Consider the following 19,894-nt stretch of genomic DNA (forward strand, 5'->3'; position numbering starts at 1 on the left):
GGATTGGGGATGGTTTCCGCGATCAGTAGCCCATCAGGCTGAGCACTTCCTTGCGGCTGCGCTCATCGTCGAGGAATGTCCCCATCATGCGGCTGGTGATCATGCTCACGCCCGGCGTGCGCACGCCCCGCGCGGTCATGCAGGCATGGCTGGCCTCGATCACGACGGCGACGCCCTGGGGCTTGAGGTGTTCCCAGATGCACTGGGCCACTTCGGCAGTGAGGCGCTCCTGGATCTGGAGGCGCCGCGCGAATCCGTGAAGCACGCGGGCGAGCTTCGAGATGCCCACGACATGATCCTTGGGCAGATAGGCGATCGCCGCCTTGCCGATGATGGGCGCCATGTGATGTTCGCAGTGCGACTGGAACGGAATGTCCTTCAGCAGCACGACTTCGTCATAGCCGCCCACTTCCTCGAACACACGGCTGAGGTGAACTGCCGGGTCTTCTCCATAGCCCTGGCAATATTCCCGCCAGGCGCGTGCCACGCGCTTCGGCGTGTCCAGCAGGCCTTCGCGCGAGGGATCGTCGCCCGCCCATTCGATGAGGGTGCGGATCGCCTGCTGCACGTGCTCGGGGACGGCGGGCTTGCCCAGCGGGTTGTCCTCGTCGGGACCGTCGAGGCTGCTCATCCCTTCTTACTCCTTCGCAATCTATCCATAAGGTGCAGCCGCATGAGCTGCCCCTTGCGGCGGAAGAGACCGCGCCGCTCGATCGGCTCGAACATCTCCCCGGGACGTTCCGGGTCGAGCAGAGCACTTTCACCGAGCGCTCTTTCAGCTTCGGTGAGATGTTTCAAGGGCAAGGGTTCCAGATGTTTGCCCAAGGGCACAAGGCTTTCGATCATGGCCGCCATCGAACCCTTGCGATCGAGCGCCTCGGCGATGGTCTCCTCGGTCACACCGCAATGCTCGGAGAGCAGGCGATAGCGCAGGCCCGTGATCGCGGAAGACACATGGGCATTGGCGGGCCGCGCGGCATCGATGAACACGTCGCATTCCGAATCGAGGCCCATCGAGCGGTTGTTCATGTTCGCGGAACCCACCCGCAGTATCTCGTCGTCGACGATCATCAGCTTGGCATGAACGTATATGGGCGTGCCGTCGGAGGCGACCGGATAGAATATGCGGAACCGCCCGGCATGATCGGCATTGCGCAGCGTGCGGACGAGTTCGACGCGCGCGGTATCCATCGCGATCTGCTCCAGCCAGCCGTCGGCGGTGCAGGGATTGATGATGAGAAACTCGGGCGGATCGTCCTCCAGAAGCCGCTCGCAGATGGCCTCGGCAATGGCGCGCGATGCGAAGTACTGGGTCTCGGCATAAACGAAGCGCTTCGCCCGGCGGATCTGCTCCACGAACAGCGCCTCGATCTCGCTCACTTGCGGGCAATCGCCATATTCGGCGCGGGTGCGGGCGATACCGATCTCCACGTTCTCGAATTCGGCGCGCAGTTCCTCGGGCCACGGGCTGAAATCCTGCGGCGCGCAAGGCACCAGTTCGGCGCCGCCCGCCACCTTCCAGCGTTCCCGCCCCAGATCGCCCAACGCGCCTGCCACCTCGCCTTCCATCACCATGGTAACGTCGTGCCACGGACCATAGAGCTTTCCGGTCGGCTTCCGCCGCCGCTTGTCCCTGGGCAAGTGCTCGGGCGTGTCCCAGCGGTCGGAAGTCATGTCGATCCCGCCGCAGGCCGCGAAAACATCGTCCACCACCACGATCTTCTGGTGATGGCTGCATCCGATGGGATGGGCGCCGTCGAACTTGAAATCGATTCGATCGCGCAAGGCCCAGCGGATCAGGTCAACGATCATGGTGCCCCGAAACAGCGACTTCACCAGCGAGAAATTCCACTTCAGGAGCAGGATTTCCAGACGAGGATTGCTCTTCACCAGCCAGATGATGAACGAGCCGAGCCGCGCCGGAAACTTCTCGTGCCGCCCTCGCTGCCACCATCGCCTTCCCGAAGAGAGCAATATGCGCGAATCGAAGTCCCAGCCGATCATGAAGATGCGCTGGCGTGCCTCCTCCATCACCCCGCGCATCAATTCGAAATAGTCCGCCGCGTCGATAACGACGTAAGCGCGCTTCGCCATGGCATAACGCCAGACCGTCGGCGACGCAGGGCCATCGCCCTCGCCTCCGTTTTCAGAATCCCGATCCATCGCTTGCCTTGCTGAACCACCCACCATCCGCGATCAAGCGTCCAGCCCACAGGATGTTCCCTGCCCCATTTGTCCGACAGATGGCACAGCCTGTCGCCCCGGGAATCTCCGTATGGCGGATTTCCGCCATTTCGCCGCGAAAATACGTCAACTGAGCGGTTGATCCGGCACAGTTCAGCCGCCATTCCGTTTCGCGGATGCAACATGCATCGTTCTCGTCCGTTCCTTCCCACGTGACAAATGCACGCGGAACGGACTTTCGGCTTCAAGCCGAAACCAACCGTCCGGGTCGTGTTTTCCGGACCACCATTCACGCTTCTGCGCTGCGACTGTGCAGAAGCCGAGCCGGGACCGTTGGGTCGGTTCCCGCATCGAGAAGGAGTACGCCATGAAGAAAACTCTCATCGCCGCCGCGATCGCCGCAGCGACCCTGTCTCCGGTCGCCGTGATGGCGCAGGGCGCGGCCGCAACCGCCGTCGCACCGACGGTGGGCGCCAAGGTCTATGGCCCCGACGGCACCGAAGTTGGCTCCGTTGAAGCGGTGCAGAGCGGTGTCGTGACCGTCAACACCGGCACTGCGCGCGCCGGCCTCCCGGTCGCTTCCTTCGCCATGCGCGAAAAGGGCCTGACGATCGGGATGAACAAGGCGCAGCTCGAAGCCGCCGTCAGCGGCGCCAAGGCCGAAAGCAGCGCCGAGCTTGCCAGCGCATTCGTTGCCGATGCCCCGGTAAAGAGCAGCGACGGTGTCGTCCTTGGCACCATCAGCAAGGCTGAAGGCGACGACGTGTTCGTCAACCTCAGCAATGGCTCCGTGGCCCAGCTCAAGAAGTCCTACTTCGGCCTGGGCGCGGACAAGTCGCTGGCGCTGGGCATGACGGCCGCCTCCTTCAACTCGCAGCTCCAGTCCAGCTCGGGCGGTCAGCCCGGAGCCGATGCCCAGGCAGCACCCTCGGGTGCGGCGGGCGCGGCTGCGACGCCCACCGGCCAGTAACGCTTCCGCCTCGACGCGGATCAAAACAAGGAGCCGGGGACACGCCAGTGTTCCCGGCTTTTTTTCGCCCTGACGCGCCCGGAGCGCATTCTTCGGGACCGGTGCGCATGAAGCGCGAATCTCAGAGCGGCAGACGCGAAAAACCCCGCCCGAGCCAAAGCCCTGCGGGGTTTTTCGTGGGTGCTGCAATGGTGCGCCCGGAACGATTCGAACGTCCGACCCTCAGATTCGTAGTCTGATGCTCTATCCAGCTGAGCTACGGGCGCATATTGCAGTATCTATGTCTGTACCCCCATCGGCCAAAGGCCTTTGAAGGAGAAATGGTGCGCCCGGAACGATTCGAACGTCCGACCCTCAGATTCGTAGTCTGATGCTCTATCCAGCTGAGCTACGGGCGCAAAATTTCATTTTCCAACCAATGCCCACACCCCCGAAGGAGAATGGTGCGCCCGGAACGATTCGAACGTCCGACCCTCAGATTCGTAGTCTGATGCTCTATCCAGCTGAGCTACGGGCGCGTTGGAGAGGCGCCAATAGGAGCGGTTCGCTCTGCCGTCAACGCCTATATTGCCTTCTGGCGCAGGAATATGGATAACTTTTTCGCAAGGGGATAATCGAGCGGCGGCATCGAGAGATCGGCGATCGCATCCGGGCCATACCATCCGAGCGCTTCCGCCTCGATCGGTCGCGGTTCGCGGCCCCATTCACTGCATGCATATAAAAGAATGACAATGGCCCGTCCTGCCCGGCCATCCTTTCCGGCGGCACCCGGCCCACTGGCGAAGCCTACAGGCATCAGGGAAGCCGGATCGACCAATAGGCCCAGTTCCTCTTCCAGTTCCCGCGCAGCGGCCTGCTCCGGCGTTTCGCCCGGATCGACCTTGCCGCCGGGGAACTCCCAAAGCCCGCCGTGCATCGACGTGTAGGGCCTTTGCTGCATCAGGACCTGCCCATCCCCGCGCACCAGCGCCACGGCGACAACCAACAGGGGTGTAAAGGAATTTTCCAGTTTAACGCCCTCCTTTAGGAACTCTTTAACGCTAAAATGCTATTTTATGAAATACTCAGGTCAGGTGCAGGTATTCATGACTATTGATTCAGTCATAATCAGACTCATCAAAGACAAGTCCGGCGCCACTGCCGTTGAATACGCCTTGATTCTTGCGATGATCGTCCTCGTCATGATCGTTGCTCTGGATGGCGTCGCCACCGAGACCGTTGGCATTTGGGACAATATCGCTGAAAAGTCGGCCGCAGCCACATCGGGTCAGTGAAAACGTTTCCGGTTTAAGTTTTTTTCAACACTTGTGGGGCATTCCTAAGCCTGTCCAAAGCGCCGAAGCGAGTGCCTGGCGGGGCGGACCGGGTACACAAGACTGCTTTCATTCAGGAGACACCACATGAAGTTCCTCGCCAAGCTGCGCCGCAACGAACAGGGCGCCACCGCCATCGAATACGGCCTGATCGCCGCCCTCATTGCCGTTGCCGCGATCGCCGCGATGCAGGGCATGGGCTCGCAGCTCAAGTCGACCTTCGAAAAGACCTCGACCACGCTTGAGAACGCGAACGCCGACTAAGCCCGGCCGCGACAAGCGAAAACAGATCGGGGCGGCGGGGAAACCCGCCGCCCCTTTCGTTTGCGGTTCGTACGAAGGCGAACTCAGTAAGTCACTATCTTGACCTTTTGCCCCGGAACCAGGCGCGTTCCGGCCTGCATGCCGTTGAGCACCAGGAACCGATCCAGCGCGGCATCCGTGTAAGCCATCCGGCCGGCCAGCGATTGCACGGTGTCGCCCGCCTTTACAGTCAGCACGGAGAGACGGCGCGGACGGACCTGCCCGGCTTCGGCAACTGAAATCCGGCGCATGCTCTTGAACATCCCATTGAACGCCCCGGCACCGCCCACACGGGTGATCGTCACGAAGTGATAGGCTTTTCCGCCTCCAAAATCATAAGCGAAGACCGTCACGTCCACCGGCCCGCTCGATGCCTGAACCCTCGCCACGCCGTAAGCAGCCGAAAGACCGTTCACATTCGCCCGCTCGATGCTGGAAGGCACGATTCGCGCCTGCCCCGATTCGGTCAGGCTGGAAAACACCGACTGGATGTAGGCGTCGAGCCCGGTCCCCATCTGCCCGCCGGAAAACTGCGCCTTGCCCGATTCCCCATTGATCGACACGGCCTGGGTTCCGTTGACGAGATAGAAGCCGTTAGGTGCCTCGAAGGCCAGCCGCAGTTCCGGATGCGTGAAGCGATTCCCGTCGATCATGCCCTGCTTGGGATCGTCTCCGTAGACCAGCCCGTCGATTCGGGTGAGGAATACGTCGCGATTCGTCATTCCCGATGCGCCGCTCCCCGCCTGCGCAAGCGCGTCCCGCACGCGAGAGGCAGGGTCCGGGTGCGTGGAAGCCCATTGCGGTACCTGATTCGCCGAGCCGCGCAATTGCGCCTCAAGCGCATTCTGGCGCGCCAGGCTGTCGAGCACGGTACTCATCGCACGCGGATCGTATCCGGCGCGCTTGAGATAGGTAATGCCGAGACGGTCGGCTTCCAGTTCCTGGGAGCGCGAGTATTTAAGCGTCAGCATCTGCGAACCTTGCGAAGCGATCTGCTGGCCCAGCCGCCCGAACGCATTGTCGCCCAGCAGAACCCCGGAGAGAACCGAGCCGAGCACGCCCAGCAACTGGTTGCGCGATGCCGCTTGCTGCCGCTTGGCCGAATGTCGCGCCGCCACGTGGCCGACCTCATGACCCAGCACGCCCGCCAGTTCCGCCTCGTTGTTCATGAGTGCGGTAAGCTGCCGGGTGACGTAGATGTAGCCACCGGGGATGGCGAAGGCGTTGTTCACCGGCGAATTCAGCAGCGTCACGGTGAAATCGCCGCGCGCGTTGGACAGACCGGACTGCACGGCGATGGTCTTGCCCACCTGCTCGACATAGGCGGCCTGCGGCCCCGTCACCGAGCCGCCGAATTCGGCGAGCAGGTCGGGATGGGCCTTGGCGCCTTCCGCCTTGTCGGCGCGGCTGATCGCACTGACTGTCGCGGGATAGGCCGCGGCGGCGGCCGACGCCATGCCGGTGGCGGTCGGAAGGAACGACATGGCGGCGGCAGTAACCGCCATTACCGACCGGCTCCTGACTGAATGAACTGCGAACATGGCCCCTTCCCCTCCGGCTATCTTGATCTGCGTCTTCTTCCCGTCAGGCAACGGCAAGCGCAAGTGGTTGTTCCCGCTCTTTTCACCCCCGCGCGAGGGGGTGGCGGGCATTCACCAGTGCGACCAGCCGCGCACTGTCGACATGCGTGTAGATCTGCGTCGTCGCGATGTCGGCGTGTCCCAGCAACATCTGGAGGACGCGCAGGTCCGCGCCGCCTTCCAGCAGATGCGTCGCGAAGGCATGGCGCAGGACATGCGGCGAGACGCGCGTGGGATCGATATCCGCCCTCGCGGCCAGTGCGCGCAGCAGCTGGAACAGGCGCACCCTTGTCAGATGCCCGCTCTCTCCGCTCGAAGGGAACAGGAACTTCGAATTTCCGCGCCGCACCGCCAGCCACTGGGTCAGCACCGACCTTGCGCGCCCGCTCACCGGCACCATGCGCTGTTGCCCGCCCTTGCCGGTAACATGGAGAAACGGCGCATCGCGGGGCACCGCCGCGAGCGGCAGGGAGACCAGTTCGGTTGCGCGCAGCCCCGATCCGTAGAGCAGTTCCAGCAAGGCCAGCAGCCGGACCGCATCCGACCGTCCGCCCCGTGCCTCCGCTTCGGCCGTGGCCAGAAACCGTTCGACTTCCTCGTGAGAAAGCAGGCGCGGCAAGGGACGGCGGGTGCGCGGACGCGGCAGGGAACCTGAGGGATCGTCGCCCCGCACCCCCTCGTCGACTAGGAAGCCGTAGAACTGCCGCAGCGCGGAGCAGCGCCGCGCAAGGCTCGACGCAGCAAGGCCGCTCCACGCATCTCCGAGCCTGGCCAGAGCATCGCCATCGGCCGTCTCGATATCGCCGAGCGCCTCAGCCGCTGCCACGAGGTCGCGGCGATAGGCGGCCAGCGTATTGGCCGCCGCTCCGCGTTCGGCCGCCAGCATGGCCAGGAAACGCTCGGCGTGACCTTCGCCGACCATGCCGCGTCAGGCCCGTGCCACGGCTTCCGCAGCGATCATCCGCGCCTCTGCGTCAAGCCCGACCGTGCGCAGCGCCGAAACGATGTGATAGAGATAGCGCGGGGTCATACGCTGCCAGTTGGCCCCTTGCATGCCGAGCCCGGCCAATAGCGCCACACTGGCCGGATCACCGGCTGCAGCCGCCTTGTCGATCGCGGCCGTGAACAGGGTCGTGCTGTCGAGTTGCAGGCCCCATTCGCCCGAGTAGCGTGAGGCCACGCCCTGATCTACGCGTTCCAGACCGGCAAGCCCCGCGACGAGGAAGGCGCTCTTTCGCTTGTTCCGGCTTTCGTCGGCATCGAAATACGTGCTGATCGCCCCCGAATCCACAGAGCGTATCCGGCCCGGCGCCGCCAGTGTCAGCAGCCCCCAGCCCTCGCTACCGGACGCAACGATCGAAGACCACGCCAGCGCATTGGTATCGTAACCGGCTGCCAGCATCGAGGCGATCAGCGCCGAGGCATCCGCTTCCATGTCCTTGCTCGGCGCGATGCGGGCGGCGGCGGCGGCCGTCAGCACCTGCCGCGAATAGGCCGCATCGCCCCCGCCGGCGCCGTTCCACAAGCTCTGCATTGCCGAGAACCGCGCTGCGGGAGCGTCCAGCGTATAGGCATCGCGCAGGCTTTCCGCCCGCTTCTGCCATTCGCCGGTAACATCCCCATCCGCGTAGATCTGGGCGTAGAGATCGACCATCGCCGCATTCGAGAGCACGCCTGCCCCGCCCGCCCGGTCTGCCGCGACCGCGCGCCGTTCCAGCCCGACCATCGGGGCCAGCGCCGTGGCATAGGCATACATCGGTCCGGCGCCGGACATCGCGCTTTCCGGCGGGGTCAGGCCCACGCCAATGGCAAGGCCATAGCGCCAGGGCGTCATCGTATCGACGTTGTTCCACTCGATCGTAACGGCCTTGCGCGAACGCCCTGCCGCGCCGGCGTATTTCTGCGCCAGCAGCGAATCGATGCGCTCCAGCTTGCCGCTGACACGCGCGCGTTCAAGCTTCGAGATCGCCGAGGCACCGCCGCCCCGGAAGGCCTCGCAGATCGCCTGGGCTGCGTTCCATTCAGGATCGTCCCGCAGCGAACCCTGGATCGACATGACCGGGCACATGCCCGTGAAATCGGCGGAACGCTGATAGACGTCGAACGCCTCGTTTCCGATCTCGGGCGTGAAGTTCGATATGTCGATACCTTGCAGCAAGGCGCGGGCGGCATCGGTTTCACCCATGCGGAGCAGCAGGCCGACCCGCAGGGCCAGGAACTGCTGCGGGCTCATTCCCGCCGGAGTCTCGAGACGCGAGGCAAGCGCGCGGCGCAGCAGGATATGGCCCCATCGCGAAAACACCGCGCCCCGGTTTGCCGCGATCGCGGACTGGACAAGATAGGGATTCTGCTCGGCGAGCGACGCCTCCGGCATCCCGCCCTCGCTCTCGTCGATAAGGCCGATCCGCTCCATCGAGCGGCGCGCGCCCGAAGGCATGTCGAGGTCGAGCTTGTCCCCCAGCAGGGCTTCGAAATCCTCGGGCGACATGCGCTCCAGTTCTTCGAGGCTCGGCAGGCGTGACAGCGTGCTCTTGCCGTTCACGTCAGTGGTAACGAAGGAATCCGTGGCGAATGGCGGCACCTGCGCAGGCAACGGCTGGACCACGGGGGTCGACACCGAACGCGGCGCCGTGGCCGGCGTGCCCGTGGCAGGGCGATTCGCAGGTGGCGGCGTAGCGGGCGCCTGCGTGGGCGCGGGCTCTGAGAACATCTTGGGCAGCAGCGATTCCGGGGCATCCTGCGCCATCGCCCACGCGGACGTCACGGCGAGCGAAGCGCCGGCGAGCAAGTGCCAGGTCCTCATATATGTTCCCTTGCGAGGCTTCATCGCGGCAGCTCCGGAACCGGCACCGGCTGGACGATATCGCGGACCGGAGAACGACCGCCATCCATCCACGCCCAGACACCCAGAACGACCGCCAGTACGACGATGGAAACGGCAGCCACGCCTGAAAACCTGCGCCTGCGTTTTTGTATCGTCACTCGCCTTCCTTCACCGATGCTTGCGCTGCGACCTAGCGCAACTATAGGCGATGGAGCAATGGACGTTCAACAAACCCGGTTTTCCGCACAGGAAATTGCCGCACTCGCGCGGCGCATCGATCGCCCCATCGTGCTGGTCGGAATGATGGGCGTGGGCAAGTCCAGCGTCGGCAAGCGCCTTGCCACGCTGCTCGACTGCGCCTTCGTCGACGCCGACGATGAGATTGAGCGCTCGGCGCAGATGACGATCCCCGAGATTTTCGAGACTTACGGCGAGGATTACTTCCGCGACGGCGAACGCCGGGTAATCTCCCGCCTCATCGAATCCGGCGTGGAACGCTGCGTGATCGCCACCGGCGGCGGCGCGTTCTGCAACGAGACGACGCGGGCGCTGATCCTCGACAAGGCGATCACCGTCTGGCTCGACAGCGAGGTGGACACCCTTGTCGAACGCACCGCGCGCAAGGATCACCGTCCGCTCCTGCGCGGCGGAGATCCGCGCGACATACTCGCCCGGCTGCGCGAAGACCGCAGGCCGCACTATTCGCAGGCACCGATCCATGTGATCAGCAACAGCGGGCCTCACGTTCAGACCATCAACAAGGTCCTTCAGGGAATTTCGCAATGGCTGTAATCCCCGTCGATATCGCCGGTCGTCCCTATGAAGTCCGGGTCGGAGCCGGTCTGCTCGCGGAACTCGTGCCGCAGTGCCGCGGGCGCCTGCGAAAGCGCGGCGTGCCGATCATCACGGACATCAACGTCCATGCGGCCTGGGGTCAGGTGGTCGAGGCAAGCCTGCGCGAAAGCGGCCACGAGCCGCACTGGCGCATCCTGCCTGCCGGTGAGGCGACCAAATCCTGGGAAGAACTGGCGGCGACCGTCAACTGGCTCCTGTCGCTCGAAGTGGAGCGCGGCGACCATATCATCGCGCTGGGCGGCGGGGTGATCGGCGACCTTACGGGCTTCTGCGCCTCGGTTCTCAAGCGCGGCTGCAAGTTCATCCAGGTTCCCACCACCCTGCTCGCCCAGGTCGATTCGAGCGTCGGCGGCAAGACCGCGATCAATACGCCGGCGGGCAAGAACCTCGTCGGCGCGTTCCATCAGCCCTCGCTGGTGCTGGCCGACCTTTCCGCCCTCGAAACGCTGCCGGAACGCGAGCTTCGGGCCGGTTATGCCGAAGTGGTGAAATACGGCCTGATCGACGATGCCGACTTCTTCGCCTGGTGCGATGCCAATGGCGGCGCGATGATCGCCGGAGACAGCCAGCTTCGCGAATATGCCGTGGCGCATTCCGTGGCGAGCAAGGCGCGGATCGTTGCCGAGGATGAGTTCGAAACCACGGGAAAGCGTGCGCTTCTCAACCTTGGCCACACTTTCGGCCATGCGCTGGAAGCGGAAACCGGCTTCTCCTCCCGACTGCTTCACGGCGAGGCGGTCGCGCTCGGCATGGTGCTGGCGGCCCGCTATTCGGCCCGCCGCGAACTGCTGCCCCGGGCCAGCGCCGAGCATATCGCCAACCATATCCGCGAGATCGGCCTGCCCTCCAGCCTTCCGGAACTGAGCCTCGATTGCGATGGCGGGAAACTGGTCGGTCACATGCTCCACGACAAGAAGATGGACGCCGGAACCCTGCCGTTCCTGCTGCTCAAGGGCATCGGACAGACCTATCTGGACAAGCAGGTTTCGCTCGAAGACGTCGCCGCATTCCTTGACGAGGAACTGACCCGCCAGCCCTGAACCGCCTGCTTTCAGGCACTTGGCGGCCCCGGTATTGAACGACACCTAAAGGGTACAGAGAAGGCGAGAGCCGTAACCGGCACCCCTGCATCGCACTTAGCTCTCATAGACGGGGCTCGTGCGTGACATTACAATAACGCGCCACTATGGTGCGCGCTTGGACAACAAAAGTACCGGGCCGCACCAGACCGCCATGACACTTTCAGAAGCCACTCCCGAGCTCGACTTCCCCGAGGAGATCGAGCGAGACGACCGCGCCTTCCTGGGCCACCCCAAGGGCCTCGGCTACCTCTCCTTCGTCGAGGGCTGCGAGCGATTCTCCTACTACTCCATGCAGACGCTGCTCGTGCTCTACATGGTCAAGTACCTGCTGCTGCCGGAGAACGTCGGCAAGGTCATGGGGCTGTCGTGGCTGCGCGGCTGGCACTATGCCGGGCTTGAGGGGCAGCCGCTCGCATCGGCGATCTTCGGCGACTATACCTCGCTCGTCTATCTGACCCCTATTCTCGGCGGCATCGTCGCCGACCGCTGGCTCGGTCGCAAGGCCACCCTGATCGCTGGCGCCGTGGTCATGTCGCTCGGCCACTTCCTCATGGCGTTCGAGGGCATGTTCCTCTTCGCGCTGATCTCGCTGGTCGTGGGCGTCGGCCTGTTCAAGGGCAATATCGCCAGCCAGGTCGGCGAACTCTACAAGCCCGGCGACCTGCGCCGCGCCATGGCGTTCCAGATCTTCTACATCGCCATCAACGTTTCGGTCATCGCCGCGCCGCTGATCGCCGGCACCCTGGGCGAGAAAGTGGGCTGGCACTACGGCTTCGGTACTGCCGGCGTGGTCATGGTGCTGGGCCTGATCATCTACCTGAGGGCCGGACACTGGCTTCCCGCCGATAACCGCGCTCCGAAGGGGGAAAAGGCGCAAAAAATCCGCCTGACCCGTTCCGACTGGCCCCGCCTCGGCGCACTGGCCGTGCTGGTGCCGGTGCTGGCCATCGCGATGATGAGCAATCAGGAAATCTTCAACGCCTACCTCGTCTGGGCGGACGACAAGTTCCAGCTGACCTTCTTCGGCGATACCCTGCCGACGAGCTGGATGATCACCGTGGACGCCACCCTCAGCTTCTCCATGCTGGTTGCCGTGGCGGCATTCTGGAAGTGGTACTCGACCCGCACCGGCCGCGAGCCCGACGAACTGGGCAAGATGATCATCGGCTCGGTGTTCAGCATCATGGGCGGCATGTGCCTCGTCATCGCCGCCGCAACCGCAGGCAATGCCAAGATCGGCCTGTTCTGGCCGGTGATGTTCCACCTGTTCAACTCGATCGGTTTCGCGCACATCATGCCGGTCAGCCTGGCACTGTTCACCAAGGTCGCCCCGCGCGCGCTCAATGCGACGGTGGTGGGCATCTACTACCTTGCGTTCTTCGGCGCCAACAAGGTGGTGGGCGAAGTGGGCGGCTGGTATTCCTCGATGGATACCGTGTCTTTCTGGCTGATCCACGTCGCCTCGGCCGCCGTGGGCCTGATCGCCTTCGCGGCGTTCAAGATCGCACTGGGCAAGACGCTGGCCGGTGAGCCCGGCCCCGCCTGATAGCAAAGCGGCGCCCCTGCTCAGGCAAGGGCGCCGTTCTGGGACCAAGCGGAAAGCCCGTCAGCCGAACACGGCGACCGACTGCATCCCCGCGATCACCGGCCTGCCCGCTGCATTCCACTGAAGGATTTGCTCGCTCGCCCCGCCGCCGCGCGCGAATTCGCTGGTGGAGCGCAGCAGCCACCAGCCATCCTCCGTCGTCGGCACAGGCTCCAGCATGTTGACGTGCCAGTGCATCGAGCTGATCGGCACGCGGAAGCCCAGCAGCGGCAGCACCGCCGTTGGCAAGGCATCGCCCACGAGCACCGCTTCAAGCGCCGGGTCGAGATTTTCGCGCGCCCTGAGCCGCACCCACCAGCACAGATCCGCTTCGCCCAGCGCCGACTTCGGCAGGGCAAAGCGCGCATCGAAGTTCTGCTTCAGGAACTGCGGTGCATGGTCCATCGGCACCGGTTTGGCATCCGCGACCGGGCTCACGCCTTCCGGCAGCGGATAACCGGCGATATCGGCAGCGCTTTCGATCTGGCGCATGAACACGAAGCTGGCGCTGAAACCCACGCCCTTCTCGTTCGACAGTTCCGCCGCAACCCAGGTGGCGTTGCGCCCCTTGCGCACGATCCGCGCCCGCACCTCCACGCGGCCTGCCAGCGGCGCGATCATCGCGAACTGGCCCGAACGCAGCGGCGGCAATTCGGGATCGACCCGCTGCGCCGCTGCCAGCGCCAGCGCCGAAGTCAGCCCGCCGTAAGCGGTGCGGCCCTGAAGCCAGTCATCGGTGATATCGAACGCGAAACCGCCCTCGATTTCCTCTGCCTCGGCCAGAAGCGCGGCGAAACCCGTCATCAGAACAACCTCGAACCATTGGGCACCGGCTGGTCCGGTGCGAATAGGACCACGCGCCCTTCCTCGTCCGCGAAGCCGAGCGTCAATGCCTCGGACAGCGCCTTGCCGATCTGGCGCGTGGGAAAGTTCACGACCGCCGCCACCTGCCGCCCGACCAGGTCCTCCGGCGCATAGAGCGCGGCGACTTGCCCCACGCTCCTGCGCTCGCCAATGCCGGGGCCGAAATCGATCCGCAGCTTGCAGCTTGGCTTGCGCGCGCCCTCGTAGACTTCCGCGGCGACGATGGTGCCGACGCGGATGTCCACTTTCAGGAAGTCGTCGAAGGATATCTGCTCGGCCGCGAATGCGGCGGGGTCGTGGTCCAGATGCATTTATTCCATTTCGAGGATCACGGCGTCCACCGCAAGGCTTTCGCCCGCCTTGGCATTGACCGCCTTCACCACGCCCGACTTTTCGGCGCGCAGGATGTTCTCCATCTTCATGGCTTCCACCACGGCCAGCGGCTGGCCGGCTTCCACCTTGTCGCCCTCGCCCACATGGAGCGCGACGAGCAGGCCCGGCATCGGGCAGATCAGGTACTTCGAAAGATCCGGCGGAATCTTTTCGATCATGTGCTCGTTCAGCGAAGCCACCCGGCTCGGCAGGATCAGCACATCGTGGATGCAGCCGCGCGTGGTCATCTTCAGGCCCGTGCGCGTGGGCGCAACGCGGATGCCGATGGCCTCGCCGTCGATCTCGGCATCGATCAGGCGGTCGCCCGGCGTGTATTCCATCGCGAGATCAACCGAGATGCCGTTCACCGTCACGTCCTCATCGTCGATGACGACTTCGAAAGGCGCCTTGTCGATGATGACGGTCCATTCCGAAGGCGGCGCCAGACGGCGCGAAGCCAGTTGCCCGTCCACGCGGCGCGCACGGTCGGCCCGGGCGGTGGCGACGAACGCGGCAACGGCGGCCAGCTTGCCCTGGAGTTCCTCGGACGCAGGCGCGCCGGTGAAGCCTTCGGGATATTCCTCGGCGATGAAGCCGGTGGTCAGTTCGCCCGAGCGGAAGCGCGGGTGCTGCATGATGGCCGAAACGAAATCGATGTTGTGGCCAAGGCCCTCGATCTCGAACAGGTCGAGCGCGGCAACCTGCTTGTCCGCCGCTTCGTCACGCGTCTCGCCCCAGGTGATCAGCTTGGCGATCATCGGGTCGTAGAACATCGAGACTTCGCCGCCTTCGTAGACGCCGTCATCGACACGCACGCCGTCGATACCGCGGCGGCCGTTTGCGGAGCCATCGTCGTCCCAGCCGTCAACCGGCGGCTGATAGCGCACGAGGCGGCCGGTCGACGGCAGGAAGCCGCGATAGGGATCTTCGGCGTAGACGCGGTTTTCGATGGCCCAGCCGTCGATCTTCACGTCCGCCTGCGTCATCTCCAGCTTTTCGCCGGCGGCGACGCGGATCATCTGCTCGACCAGATCGACGCCGGTGATCGCCTCGGTAACCGGGTGCTCCACCTGAAGGCGGGTGTTCATTTCGAGGAAGTAGAAGCTCTCGCCCGTCGGGTCCGCGCCCGAGACGATCAGTTCGACGGTGCCCGCCGAATAGTAGCCCACCGCACGCGACAGGGCGACGCACTGCTCGCCCATGGCCTTGCGCATCTTCTCGGTGACGAAGGGCGACGGCGCTTCCTCCACCACCTTCTGGTGGCGGCGCTGGATCGAGCATTCGCGCTCGTTCAGGTAGAGGATGTTGCCGTGCTTGTCGCCGAGGATCTGGATCTCGATGTGGCGCGGGTTGAGGATGAACTTCTCGATGAAGACGCGGTCGTCGCCGAAGGAATTGAGGCCCTCGCGCTTCACGCTCTCGAAGCCCTCGCGCACGTCCTTTTCGTCATAGGCAAGGCGCATGCCCTTGCCGCCGCCGCCCGCGCTGGCCTTCATCATCACCGGATAGCCGATCTCGTTCGAGATGCGCACGGCGTGCTCGGTATCCTCGATCTCACCGACGAAGCCGGGCACCACATTGACGCCGGCCTGCTTGGCAAGCTTCTTGGACTCGATCTTGTCACCCATCGCAGCGATCGCGCCGACGGGAGGGCCGATGAACTCGATACCCTCTGCGGCCAGCGCCTCTGCGAAGGAGGTACGCTCGGACAGGAAGCCATAGCCCGGATGGACGGCTTCGGCGCCGGTCTGCTTGCAGGCCTGGATGATCTTGTCGGCAATCAGGTACGACTGCGCGGCGGGCGCGGGGCCGATGTGGACGGCCTCATCGGCCATCTGCACGAAAGGCGCACGGGCATCGGCGTCCGAATAGACGGCCACCGTCTGGATGCCCATCCGGCGCGCGGTCTTGATCACGCGGCAGGCAATCTCGCCCCGGTTTGCGATGAGGATTTTCTTGAACATCTCAATCCCTGTCTTTTGTCATGCGCCAAGCGGCGAAAAGTCCCACCAAGATCAGAACGATCAGGCTCCCCGGAAACATGAGGAACTTGATCAACCCATCGTTCTTGCACTCCGCACTGCCAGGGCGACCGCAGTCTCCCATTGCTGCCCCGCCCAGCAACGTCACCACAAAGGCGCTGCCAAGCAGGCCACCGCCAATGCAGCCCAAATGCTGTTTCAGGCTTGTGCCGGAATCGCTAAAACTCACCGGTCGCCGCCCCTCACACCGGTCGAACGTCACCGCTCGCCCGTTTCCACAACGGCGCGCAGTTGTTTTGTGCGCGCCTCGGTCAATTCCTTGAGGCAACCGTTCTGCTGGAGCGGCCAGATCGTGCCGCTTTCCTCACGCGGGCCGTTTTCTGCGAGGCACTGGGCATCGCGATAGGCGAGCCACTTGCGCTGCGCATCGAGCAACCGATTGAAATTTCCGCCGGGGCCCTGCCTGTCGGCGGCCTTCGCCGCCGCTGCCGCCTTCCCCCAGGCCTCGTTCATCGCCCGGTCGGCCGACTGGAAGTCGCGGTACGAACACACGTTCATGTCCGTCTGCGTCATCGCATTGGCGCAATCGATCGCGGGCTCCGAGGCCAGGAGAAGGATCGGCAGGATCACGCGCGGATCACTCAGCCGCTTCCAGCTTGGCGCAGCCCTTGGGCATGCGCTGGGCTTCGACCTGAGCCTCGGTCAGTTCGATGGCCATCGGCTTGATGCCGAGGCGGGCGAACATGGCCATGTCGCTGTCGTCACCGGCATTCGGTGCGGTGAGCAACTGGTCGCCGGTGAAGATCGAGTTGGCGCCGGCCATGAAGCACATCGCCTGCGTCATTTCGGACATCGATTCGCGGCCCGCCGAGAGGCGCACCATCGACAGCGGCATGGTGATGCGCGCGACCGCCACGGTGCGCACGAATTCCACGTCGTCGATCTTGGCGAGCGGGGTATCGGCCAGCATGTCGCCCAGCACCGTGCCCTTTACCGGCACCAGCGCGTTGACCGGAACCGACTGCGGGTGATCGGGCAGCGTCGCCAGCGTGTGGACGAAGCCCACGCGATCGGCGCGCGTCTCGCCCATGCCGACGATGCCGCCGGAGCAGACGTTGATGCCCGCCATGCGCACGTTCGACAGCGTGTCGAGACGGTCGTCCATCGTGCGCGTGGTGATCACCTGGTCATAGCGCTCGGGCGAGGTGTCGATGTTGTGGTTGTAGTAATCGAGACCCGCGTCCGAAAGCATGTCCGCCTGATCGGGCGTCAGCATGCCCAGCGTCATGCAGGTTTCGAGCCCGAGCGCGCGCACGCCCTTCACCATCTCGATGATGGCGGGCATGTCGCGGTCCTTGGGGTTGCGCCAGGCGGCGCCCATGCAGAAGCGGGTGGAGCCCTGGTCCGCCGCCTGCGCCGCGCGCTGGAGCACCTGCTGCACTTCCATCAGCTTCGTTGCCTTGACGCCGCTGTTCGCCGAAACCGACTGCGAGCAATAGCCGCAGTCTTCCACGCAGCCGCCGGTCTTGATCGAAAGCAGCGTGGAAAGCTGCACTTCGTTCGCCCGGTGATTGGCCCGGTGAACCTCGGCCGCGCGGAACACCAGTTCGGTGAACGGCAGGTCGAAGAGTTCGGCGATCTCTTCGCGGGTCCAGTCGTTGCGCGGTTCAAAACGGGGGTCGGTCATCAAAATCTTCCTGTTACGTTCGGACGCGCGGCACGGAGCCGGAGTCCAGTCGATGCCGCCCGCATAGAGCGGAGCGGCGTCTCGTGCCAGTTTCCCGTGTTCCCCCGCACGGCAATCATCACTCGGCCGTGGCCAGCGCGTCGCCCACCGGCGGCATGTTGTGGCCGAGCAGGCGCAGCACATCGGCCGCGCATTCCACGACGTTGGAGCCGGGGCCGTAGATGCCCTGAACGCCCGCACCGCGCAGATATTCGTAGTCTTGCGGCGGGATGACGCCGCCCGCGATCACCTTGACGTCCCCTCGCCCGGCTTCGCGCAGCTTCTGGATCAGTTCGGGAATCAGCGTCTTGTGGCCCGCCGCCAGCGACGATGCACCCACCACGTCCACGTCGCTTTCCAGCGCCAGCACCACGGTTTCCTGCGGAGTCTGGAACAGCGGACCGGACACCACGTCAAAGCCCATGTCCCCGAAGGCCGAGGCGATCACGTTCGCGCCGCGATCGTGGCCGTCCTGCCCCATCTTGGCGACCAGCAGCTTCGGCTTGCGGCCGAGGCGGCGTTCCACCGCGGCCACGCCGTCCAGCACCTGCTGCCAGCGGCTGTCGCCCTCGTAAGGCGCACCGTAAACACCCTTCACCGGGGTCGGCTGCGTACCATAACGCTGGAAGCTGTCTTCCATGGCCGAGCTGATCTCGCCCAGCGTGGCGCGCGCACGGGCGCATTCCACCGCCAGCGCGAGCAGGTTGTTCTCGATGCTCGATTCGCCCGCCGCACCTTCGCGAAGGGCCTTGAGAGCAGCCTGGCACGCCGCCTCGTCGCGATCCGCCTTCATCTTCTCGATGCGGGCGATCTGGCCTTCGCGGACCTTGGCGTTGTCCACTTCCAGCGTTTCCAGCAGGTCTTCGCTGGCAAGGCGGTACTTGTTGACGCCGACGATCACGTCGTCGCCCCGGTCCACGCGGGCCTGACGGGCAGCGGCAGCGGTCTCGATCATCGCCTTGGGCCAGCCGGCGGCGACAGCCTTGGCCATGCCGCCCTCGGCCTGCACGCGCTCGATGATCTCCCAGGCCTGATCGACCAGCTGCTTCGTGAGCGATTCGATATAGTAGGAGCCACCCAGCGGATCGACGACATTGCACATGCCGGTCTCTTCCTGGATGATGATCTGCGTGTTGCGGGCGATGCGGGCCGAGAAGTCGGTCGGCAGCGCGATCGCCTCGTCCAGCGCGTTGGTGTGCAGCGACTGGGTGCCGCCCAGCATCGAGGCCATCGCCTCGATCGTGGTGCGAATGACGTTGTTGTAGGGGTCCTGCTCCTGCAGCGAAACACCCGACGTCTGGCAGTGCGTGCGCAGCATCTTCGACCGTTCGTCCTTGGCGCCAAGCTCCGTCATGACCCGGTGCCACAGCACGCGCGCGGCGCGCAGCTTGGCCACTTCCATGAAGAAGTTCATGCCGATGGCGAAGAAGAACGACAGGCGACCCGCGAACTTGTCGATATCGAGGCCCGATGCCACGCCGTACTTCACGTATTCCGCGCCGTCGGCGATGGTGAAGGCCAGTTCCTGCACCTGCGTCGCACCGGCTTCCTGCATGTGGTAGCCGGAAATCGAGATCGAGTTGAATTTCGGCATCTCGCGGCTGGTGTAGCCAAAGATGTCCGAGATGATCCGCATCGAAGGCTCGGGCGGGTAGATGTAGGTGTTGCGGACCATGAACTCCTTGAGGATGTCGTTCTGGATGGTCCCGTCGAGCAGCTTGCGGTCTACGCCCTGCTCCTCGCCCGCAACGATGAAGAAAGCCAGGATCGGGATCACCGCGCCGTTCATCGTCATCGAGACCGACATCTTGTCGAGCGGAATGCCGTCGAACAGGATCTTCATGTCCTCGACGGAATCGATGGCGACGCCCGCCTTGCCGACGTCACCCACGACGCGCGGATGGTCGCTGTCGTAACCGCGATGGGTGGCAAGGTCGAAGGCGACCGAAAGGCCCTTCTGGCCCGCCGCAAGGTTGCGGCGATAGAAGGCGTTCGATTCCTCGGCAGTGGAGAAACCCGCGTACTGGCGGATGGTCCAGGGGCGGCCGGCATACATCGAGGCGCGCACGCCGCGCGTGAACGGCGCGAAGCCGGGAAGGCCGGGATCGACGGTCACGTCCTCGGCGGTGTAGAGCGGCTTCACCGCGATACCCTCGGGCGTGTTCCAGGTCAGGTCCCTACCCTTGACCTCCTTGTCGGCGGCTGCCTTCCAGTCGTTGATGTCTGCCATAGTCCGCATCCCTTCCGGCCCGCG

General features: G+C 64.5%; 20 protein-coding genes and 3 tRNA genes. 6 read left to right on the forward strand and 17 right to left on the reverse strand.

Annotated elements, in window-relative coordinates:
• Nucleotides 1-22 precede the first annotated feature (22 nt).
• Both folE and ACLIMP_RS12405 read right to left on the reverse strand, forming a co-directional pair.
• Nucleotides 23-631, reverse strand: a complete 609-nt coding sequence (gene folE, locus ACLIMP_RS12400; protein WP_054438811.1) for a GTP cyclohydrolase I FolE — start codon at nt 629-631, stop codon at nt 23-25.
• Nucleotides 628-2,094: a phospholipase D-like domain-containing protein gene (locus ACLIMP_RS12405; RefSeq protein ID WP_443477884.1), complete on the reverse strand. Its 1,467-nt coding sequence runs from the start codon at nt 2,092-2,094 to the stop codon at nt 628-630. Before ACLIMP_RS12405 ends, folE begins: the two co-directional genes overlap by 4 nt.
• Nucleotides 2,095-2,551: 457 nt before the next feature.
• Here ACLIMP_RS12405 and ACLIMP_RS12410 point away from each other — a divergent pair, with 457 nt between their 5' ends.
• Nucleotides 2,552-3,154 carry a hypothetical protein gene (locus ACLIMP_RS12410; protein WP_185997141.1) on the forward strand — a complete coding sequence of 201 codons (603 nt, stop codon included), beginning with the start codon at nt 2,552-2,554 and terminating at the stop codon, nt 3,152-3,154.
• 189 nt (nt 3,155-3,343) lie between these two features.
• Here ACLIMP_RS12410 and ACLIMP_RS12415 read toward each other — a convergent pair.
• From ACLIMP_RS12415 to ACLIMP_RS12430, 4 genes are all read right to left on the reverse strand, one after another.
• A tRNA-Arg gene (locus ACLIMP_RS12415) sits at nt 3,344-3,420 on the reverse strand.
• A gap of 55 nt (nt 3,421-3,475) precedes the next feature.
• Nucleotides 3,476-3,552: transfer RNA gene (locus ACLIMP_RS12420), tRNA-Arg, on the reverse strand.
• Nucleotides 3,553-3,595: 43 nt separating this feature from the next.
• Nucleotides 3,596-3,672: transfer RNA gene (locus ACLIMP_RS12425), tRNA-Arg, on the reverse strand.
• Nucleotides 3,673-3,716: 44 nt separating this feature from the next.
• Nucleotides 3,717-4,139 (reverse strand): NUDIX domain-containing protein, encoded by a 423-nt coding sequence (locus tag ACLIMP_RS12430; RefSeq protein WP_324695771.1) that lies wholly within the window; start codon nt 4,137-4,139, stop codon nt 3,717-3,719.
• A 100-nt stretch (nt 4,140-4,239) separates the two neighbouring features.
• Between ACLIMP_RS12430 and ACLIMP_RS12435 the strand changes: the two genes are divergently transcribed.
• Together ACLIMP_RS12435 and ACLIMP_RS12440 are read left to right on the forward strand one after the other, a co-directional pair.
• Complete coding sequence (locus tag ACLIMP_RS12435; RefSeq protein ID WP_185997140.1) at nt 4,240-4,428, forward strand: Flp family type IVb pilin; 189 nt, start codon at nt 4,240-4,242, stop codon at nt 4,426-4,428.
• Between the two features lie 126 nt (nt 4,429-4,554).
• Complete coding sequence (locus ACLIMP_RS12440) at nt 4,555-4,731, forward strand: Flp family type IVb pilin (RefSeq protein ID WP_054434193.1); 177 nt, start codon at nt 4,555-4,557, stop codon at nt 4,729-4,731.
• An 83-nt stretch (nt 4,732-4,814) separates the two neighbouring features.
• Here ACLIMP_RS12440 and ACLIMP_RS12445 read toward each other — a convergent pair whose 3' ends face one another.
• The 4 genes from ACLIMP_RS12445 to ACLIMP_RS12460 all read right to left on the reverse strand — a co-directional run bounded on the left by ACLIMP_RS12445 (nt 4,815) and on the right by ACLIMP_RS12460 (nt 9,296).
• Nucleotides 4,815-6,275 (reverse strand): M48 family metalloprotease, encoded by a 1,461-nt coding sequence (locus tag ACLIMP_RS12445; RefSeq protein WP_443477885.1) that lies wholly within the window; start codon nt 6,273-6,275, stop codon nt 4,815-4,817.
• Between the two features lie 118 nt (nt 6,276-6,393).
• The gene (locus ACLIMP_RS12450; protein WP_324695776.1) at nt 6,394-7,272 is read right to left on the reverse strand and encodes a tyrosine recombinase; all 879 of its coding nucleotides are present in this window, start codon (nt 7,270-7,272) and stop codon (nt 6,394-6,396) included.
• 6 nt (nt 7,273-7,278) lie between these two features.
• Nucleotides 7,279-9,153 carry a hypothetical protein gene (locus ACLIMP_RS12455; RefSeq protein WP_324695778.1) on the reverse strand — a complete coding sequence of 625 codons (1,875 nt, stop codon included), beginning with the start codon at nt 9,151-9,153 and terminating at the stop codon, nt 7,279-7,281.
• Nucleotides 9,154-9,173: 20 nt separating this feature from the next.
• Nucleotides 9,174-9,296, reverse strand: coding sequence for a hypothetical protein (locus tag ACLIMP_RS12460; RefSeq protein WP_255351691.1), 123 nt, complete (start codon nt 9,294-9,296; stop codon nt 9,174-9,176).
• Nucleotides 9,297-9,390: 94 nt separating this feature from the next.
• Between ACLIMP_RS12460 and ACLIMP_RS12465 the strand changes: the two genes are divergently transcribed.
• The 3 genes from ACLIMP_RS12465 to ACLIMP_RS12475 all read left to right on the forward strand — a co-directional run bounded on the left by ACLIMP_RS12465 (nt 9,391) and on the right by ACLIMP_RS12475 (nt 12,657).
• Nucleotides 9,391-9,966, forward strand: a complete 576-nt coding sequence (locus tag ACLIMP_RS12465; protein WP_054440877.1) for a shikimate kinase — start codon at nt 9,391-9,393, stop codon at nt 9,964-9,966.
• Nucleotides 9,957-11,069 carry a 3-dehydroquinate synthase gene (gene aroB / locus ACLIMP_RS12470; RefSeq protein WP_324695782.1) on the forward strand — a complete coding sequence of 371 codons (1,113 nt, stop codon included), beginning with the start codon at nt 9,957-9,959 and terminating at the stop codon, nt 11,067-11,069. The genes ACLIMP_RS12465 and aroB overlap by 10 nt, the downstream gene beginning before the upstream one ends.
• Nucleotides 11,070-11,262: 193 nt before the next feature.
• Complete coding sequence (locus tag ACLIMP_RS12475; protein ID WP_185997134.1) at nt 11,263-12,657, forward strand: peptide MFS transporter; 1,395 nt, start codon at nt 11,263-11,265, stop codon at nt 12,655-12,657.
• A gap of 60 nt (nt 12,658-12,717) precedes the next feature.
• On the opposite strand, the gene ACLIMP_RS12480 is transcribed toward ACLIMP_RS12475, so the two are convergent.
• The 7 genes from ACLIMP_RS12480 to scpA form a co-directional block, all read right to left on the reverse strand.
• Nucleotides 12,718-13,500 (reverse strand): thioesterase family protein, encoded by a 783-nt coding sequence (locus ACLIMP_RS12480; RefSeq protein WP_324695785.1) that lies wholly within the window; start codon nt 13,498-13,500, stop codon nt 12,718-12,720.
• The gene (locus tag ACLIMP_RS12485; RefSeq protein WP_324695787.1) at nt 13,500-13,871 is read right to left on the reverse strand and encodes a tRNA-binding protein; all 372 of its coding nucleotides are present in this window, start codon (nt 13,869-13,871) and stop codon (nt 13,500-13,502) included. Before ACLIMP_RS12485 ends, ACLIMP_RS12480 begins: the two co-directional genes overlap by 1 nt.
• Nucleotides 13,872-15,896, reverse strand: a complete 2,025-nt coding sequence (locus tag ACLIMP_RS12490) for an acetyl/propionyl/methylcrotonyl-CoA carboxylase subunit alpha (protein ID WP_324695789.1) — start codon at nt 15,894-15,896, stop codon at nt 13,872-13,874.
• A 1-nt stretch (nt 15,897) separates the two neighbouring features.
• Nucleotides 15,898-16,143, reverse strand: coding sequence for a hypothetical protein (locus ACLIMP_RS12495; protein WP_185997130.1), 246 nt, complete (start codon nt 16,141-16,143; stop codon nt 15,898-15,900).
• Between the two features lie 29 nt (nt 16,144-16,172).
• Nucleotides 16,173-16,544 carry a lysozyme inhibitor LprI family protein gene (locus ACLIMP_RS12500; protein WP_324695791.1) on the reverse strand — a complete coding sequence of 124 codons (372 nt, stop codon included), beginning with the start codon at nt 16,542-16,544 and terminating at the stop codon, nt 16,173-16,175.
• Nucleotides 16,545-16,551: 7 nt separating this feature from the next.
• Complete coding sequence (bioB, locus tag ACLIMP_RS12505) at nt 16,552-17,601, reverse strand: biotin synthase BioB (protein ID WP_185997129.1); 1,050 nt, start codon at nt 17,599-17,601, stop codon at nt 16,552-16,554.
• Between the two features lie 118 nt (nt 17,602-17,719).
• Entirely contained in the window at nt 17,720-19,870 is a 2,151-nt protein-coding gene (scpA, locus tag ACLIMP_RS12510) for a methylmalonyl-CoA mutase (RefSeq protein ID WP_324695794.1), read from the reverse strand.
• Nucleotides 19,871-19,894: the final 24 nt, after the last annotated feature.

The organism is Novosphingobium aeonii (assembly GCF_052279045.1).
Lineage (GTDB): Bacteria > Pseudomonadota > Alphaproteobacteria > Sphingomonadales > Sphingomonadaceae > Novosphingobium.

Excerpts from the sequence above, each read along its gene's own strand:
- ACLIMP_RS12455 (WP_324695778.1), bottom strand. The coding sequence starts at position 9,153 with ATGAGGACCTGGCACTTGCTCGCCGGCGCTTCGCTCGCCGTGACGTCC.
- ACLIMP_RS12445 (WP_443477885.1), bottom strand. The coding sequence starts at position 6,275 with ATGGCGGTTACTGCCGCCGCCATGTCGTTCCTTCCGACCGCCACCGGC.
- ACLIMP_RS12440 (WP_054434193.1), top strand. The coding sequence starts at position 4,555 with ATGAAGTTCCTCGCCAAGCTGCGCCGCAACGAACAGGGCGCCACCGCC.
- ACLIMP_RS12485 (WP_324695787.1), bottom strand. The coding sequence starts at position 13,871 with ATGCATCTGGACCACGACCCCGCCGCATTCGCGGCCGAGCAGATATCC.
- ACLIMP_RS12490 (WP_324695789.1), bottom strand. The coding sequence starts at position 15,896 with ATGTTCAAGAAAATCCTCATCGCAAACCGGGGCGAGATTGCCTGCCGC.
- bioB (WP_185997129.1), bottom strand. The coding sequence starts at position 17,601 with ATGACCGACCCCCGTTTTGAACCGCGCAACGACTGGACCCGCGAAGAG.
- aroB (WP_324695782.1), top strand. The coding sequence starts at position 9,957 with ATGGCTGTAATCCCCGTCGATATCGCCGGTCGTCCCTATGAAGTCCGG.
- ACLIMP_RS12480 (WP_324695785.1), bottom strand. The coding sequence starts at position 13,500 with ATGACGGGTTTCGCCGCGCTTCTGGCCGAGGCAGAGGAAATCGAGGGC.
- scpA (WP_324695794.1), bottom strand. The coding sequence starts at position 19,870 with ATGGCAGACATCAACGACTGGAAGGCAGCCGCCGACAAGGAGGTCAAG.
- ACLIMP_RS12410 (WP_185997141.1), top strand. The coding sequence starts at position 2,552 with ATGAAGAAAACTCTCATCGCCGCCGCGATCGCCGCAGCGACCCTGTCT.
- ACLIMP_RS12465 (WP_054440877.1), top strand. The coding sequence starts at position 9,391 with ATGGACGTTCAACAAACCCGGTTTTCCGCACAGGAAATTGCCGCACTC.
- folE (WP_054438811.1), bottom strand. The coding sequence starts at position 631 with ATGAGCAGCCTCGACGGTCCCGACGAGGACAACCCGCTGGGCAAGCCC.
- ACLIMP_RS12435 (WP_185997140.1), top strand. The coding sequence starts at position 4,240 with ATGACTATTGATTCAGTCATAATCAGACTCATCAAAGACAAGTCCGGC.
- ACLIMP_RS12475 (WP_185997134.1), top strand. The coding sequence starts at position 11,263 with ATGACACTTTCAGAAGCCACTCCCGAGCTCGACTTCCCCGAGGAGATC.
- ACLIMP_RS12405 (WP_443477884.1), bottom strand. The coding sequence starts at position 2,094 with ATGGCGAAGCGCGCTTACGTCGTTATCGACGCGGCGGACTATTTCGAA.
- ACLIMP_RS12450 (WP_324695776.1), bottom strand. The coding sequence starts at position 7,272 with ATGGTCGGCGAAGGTCACGCCGAGCGTTTCCTGGCCATGCTGGCGGCC.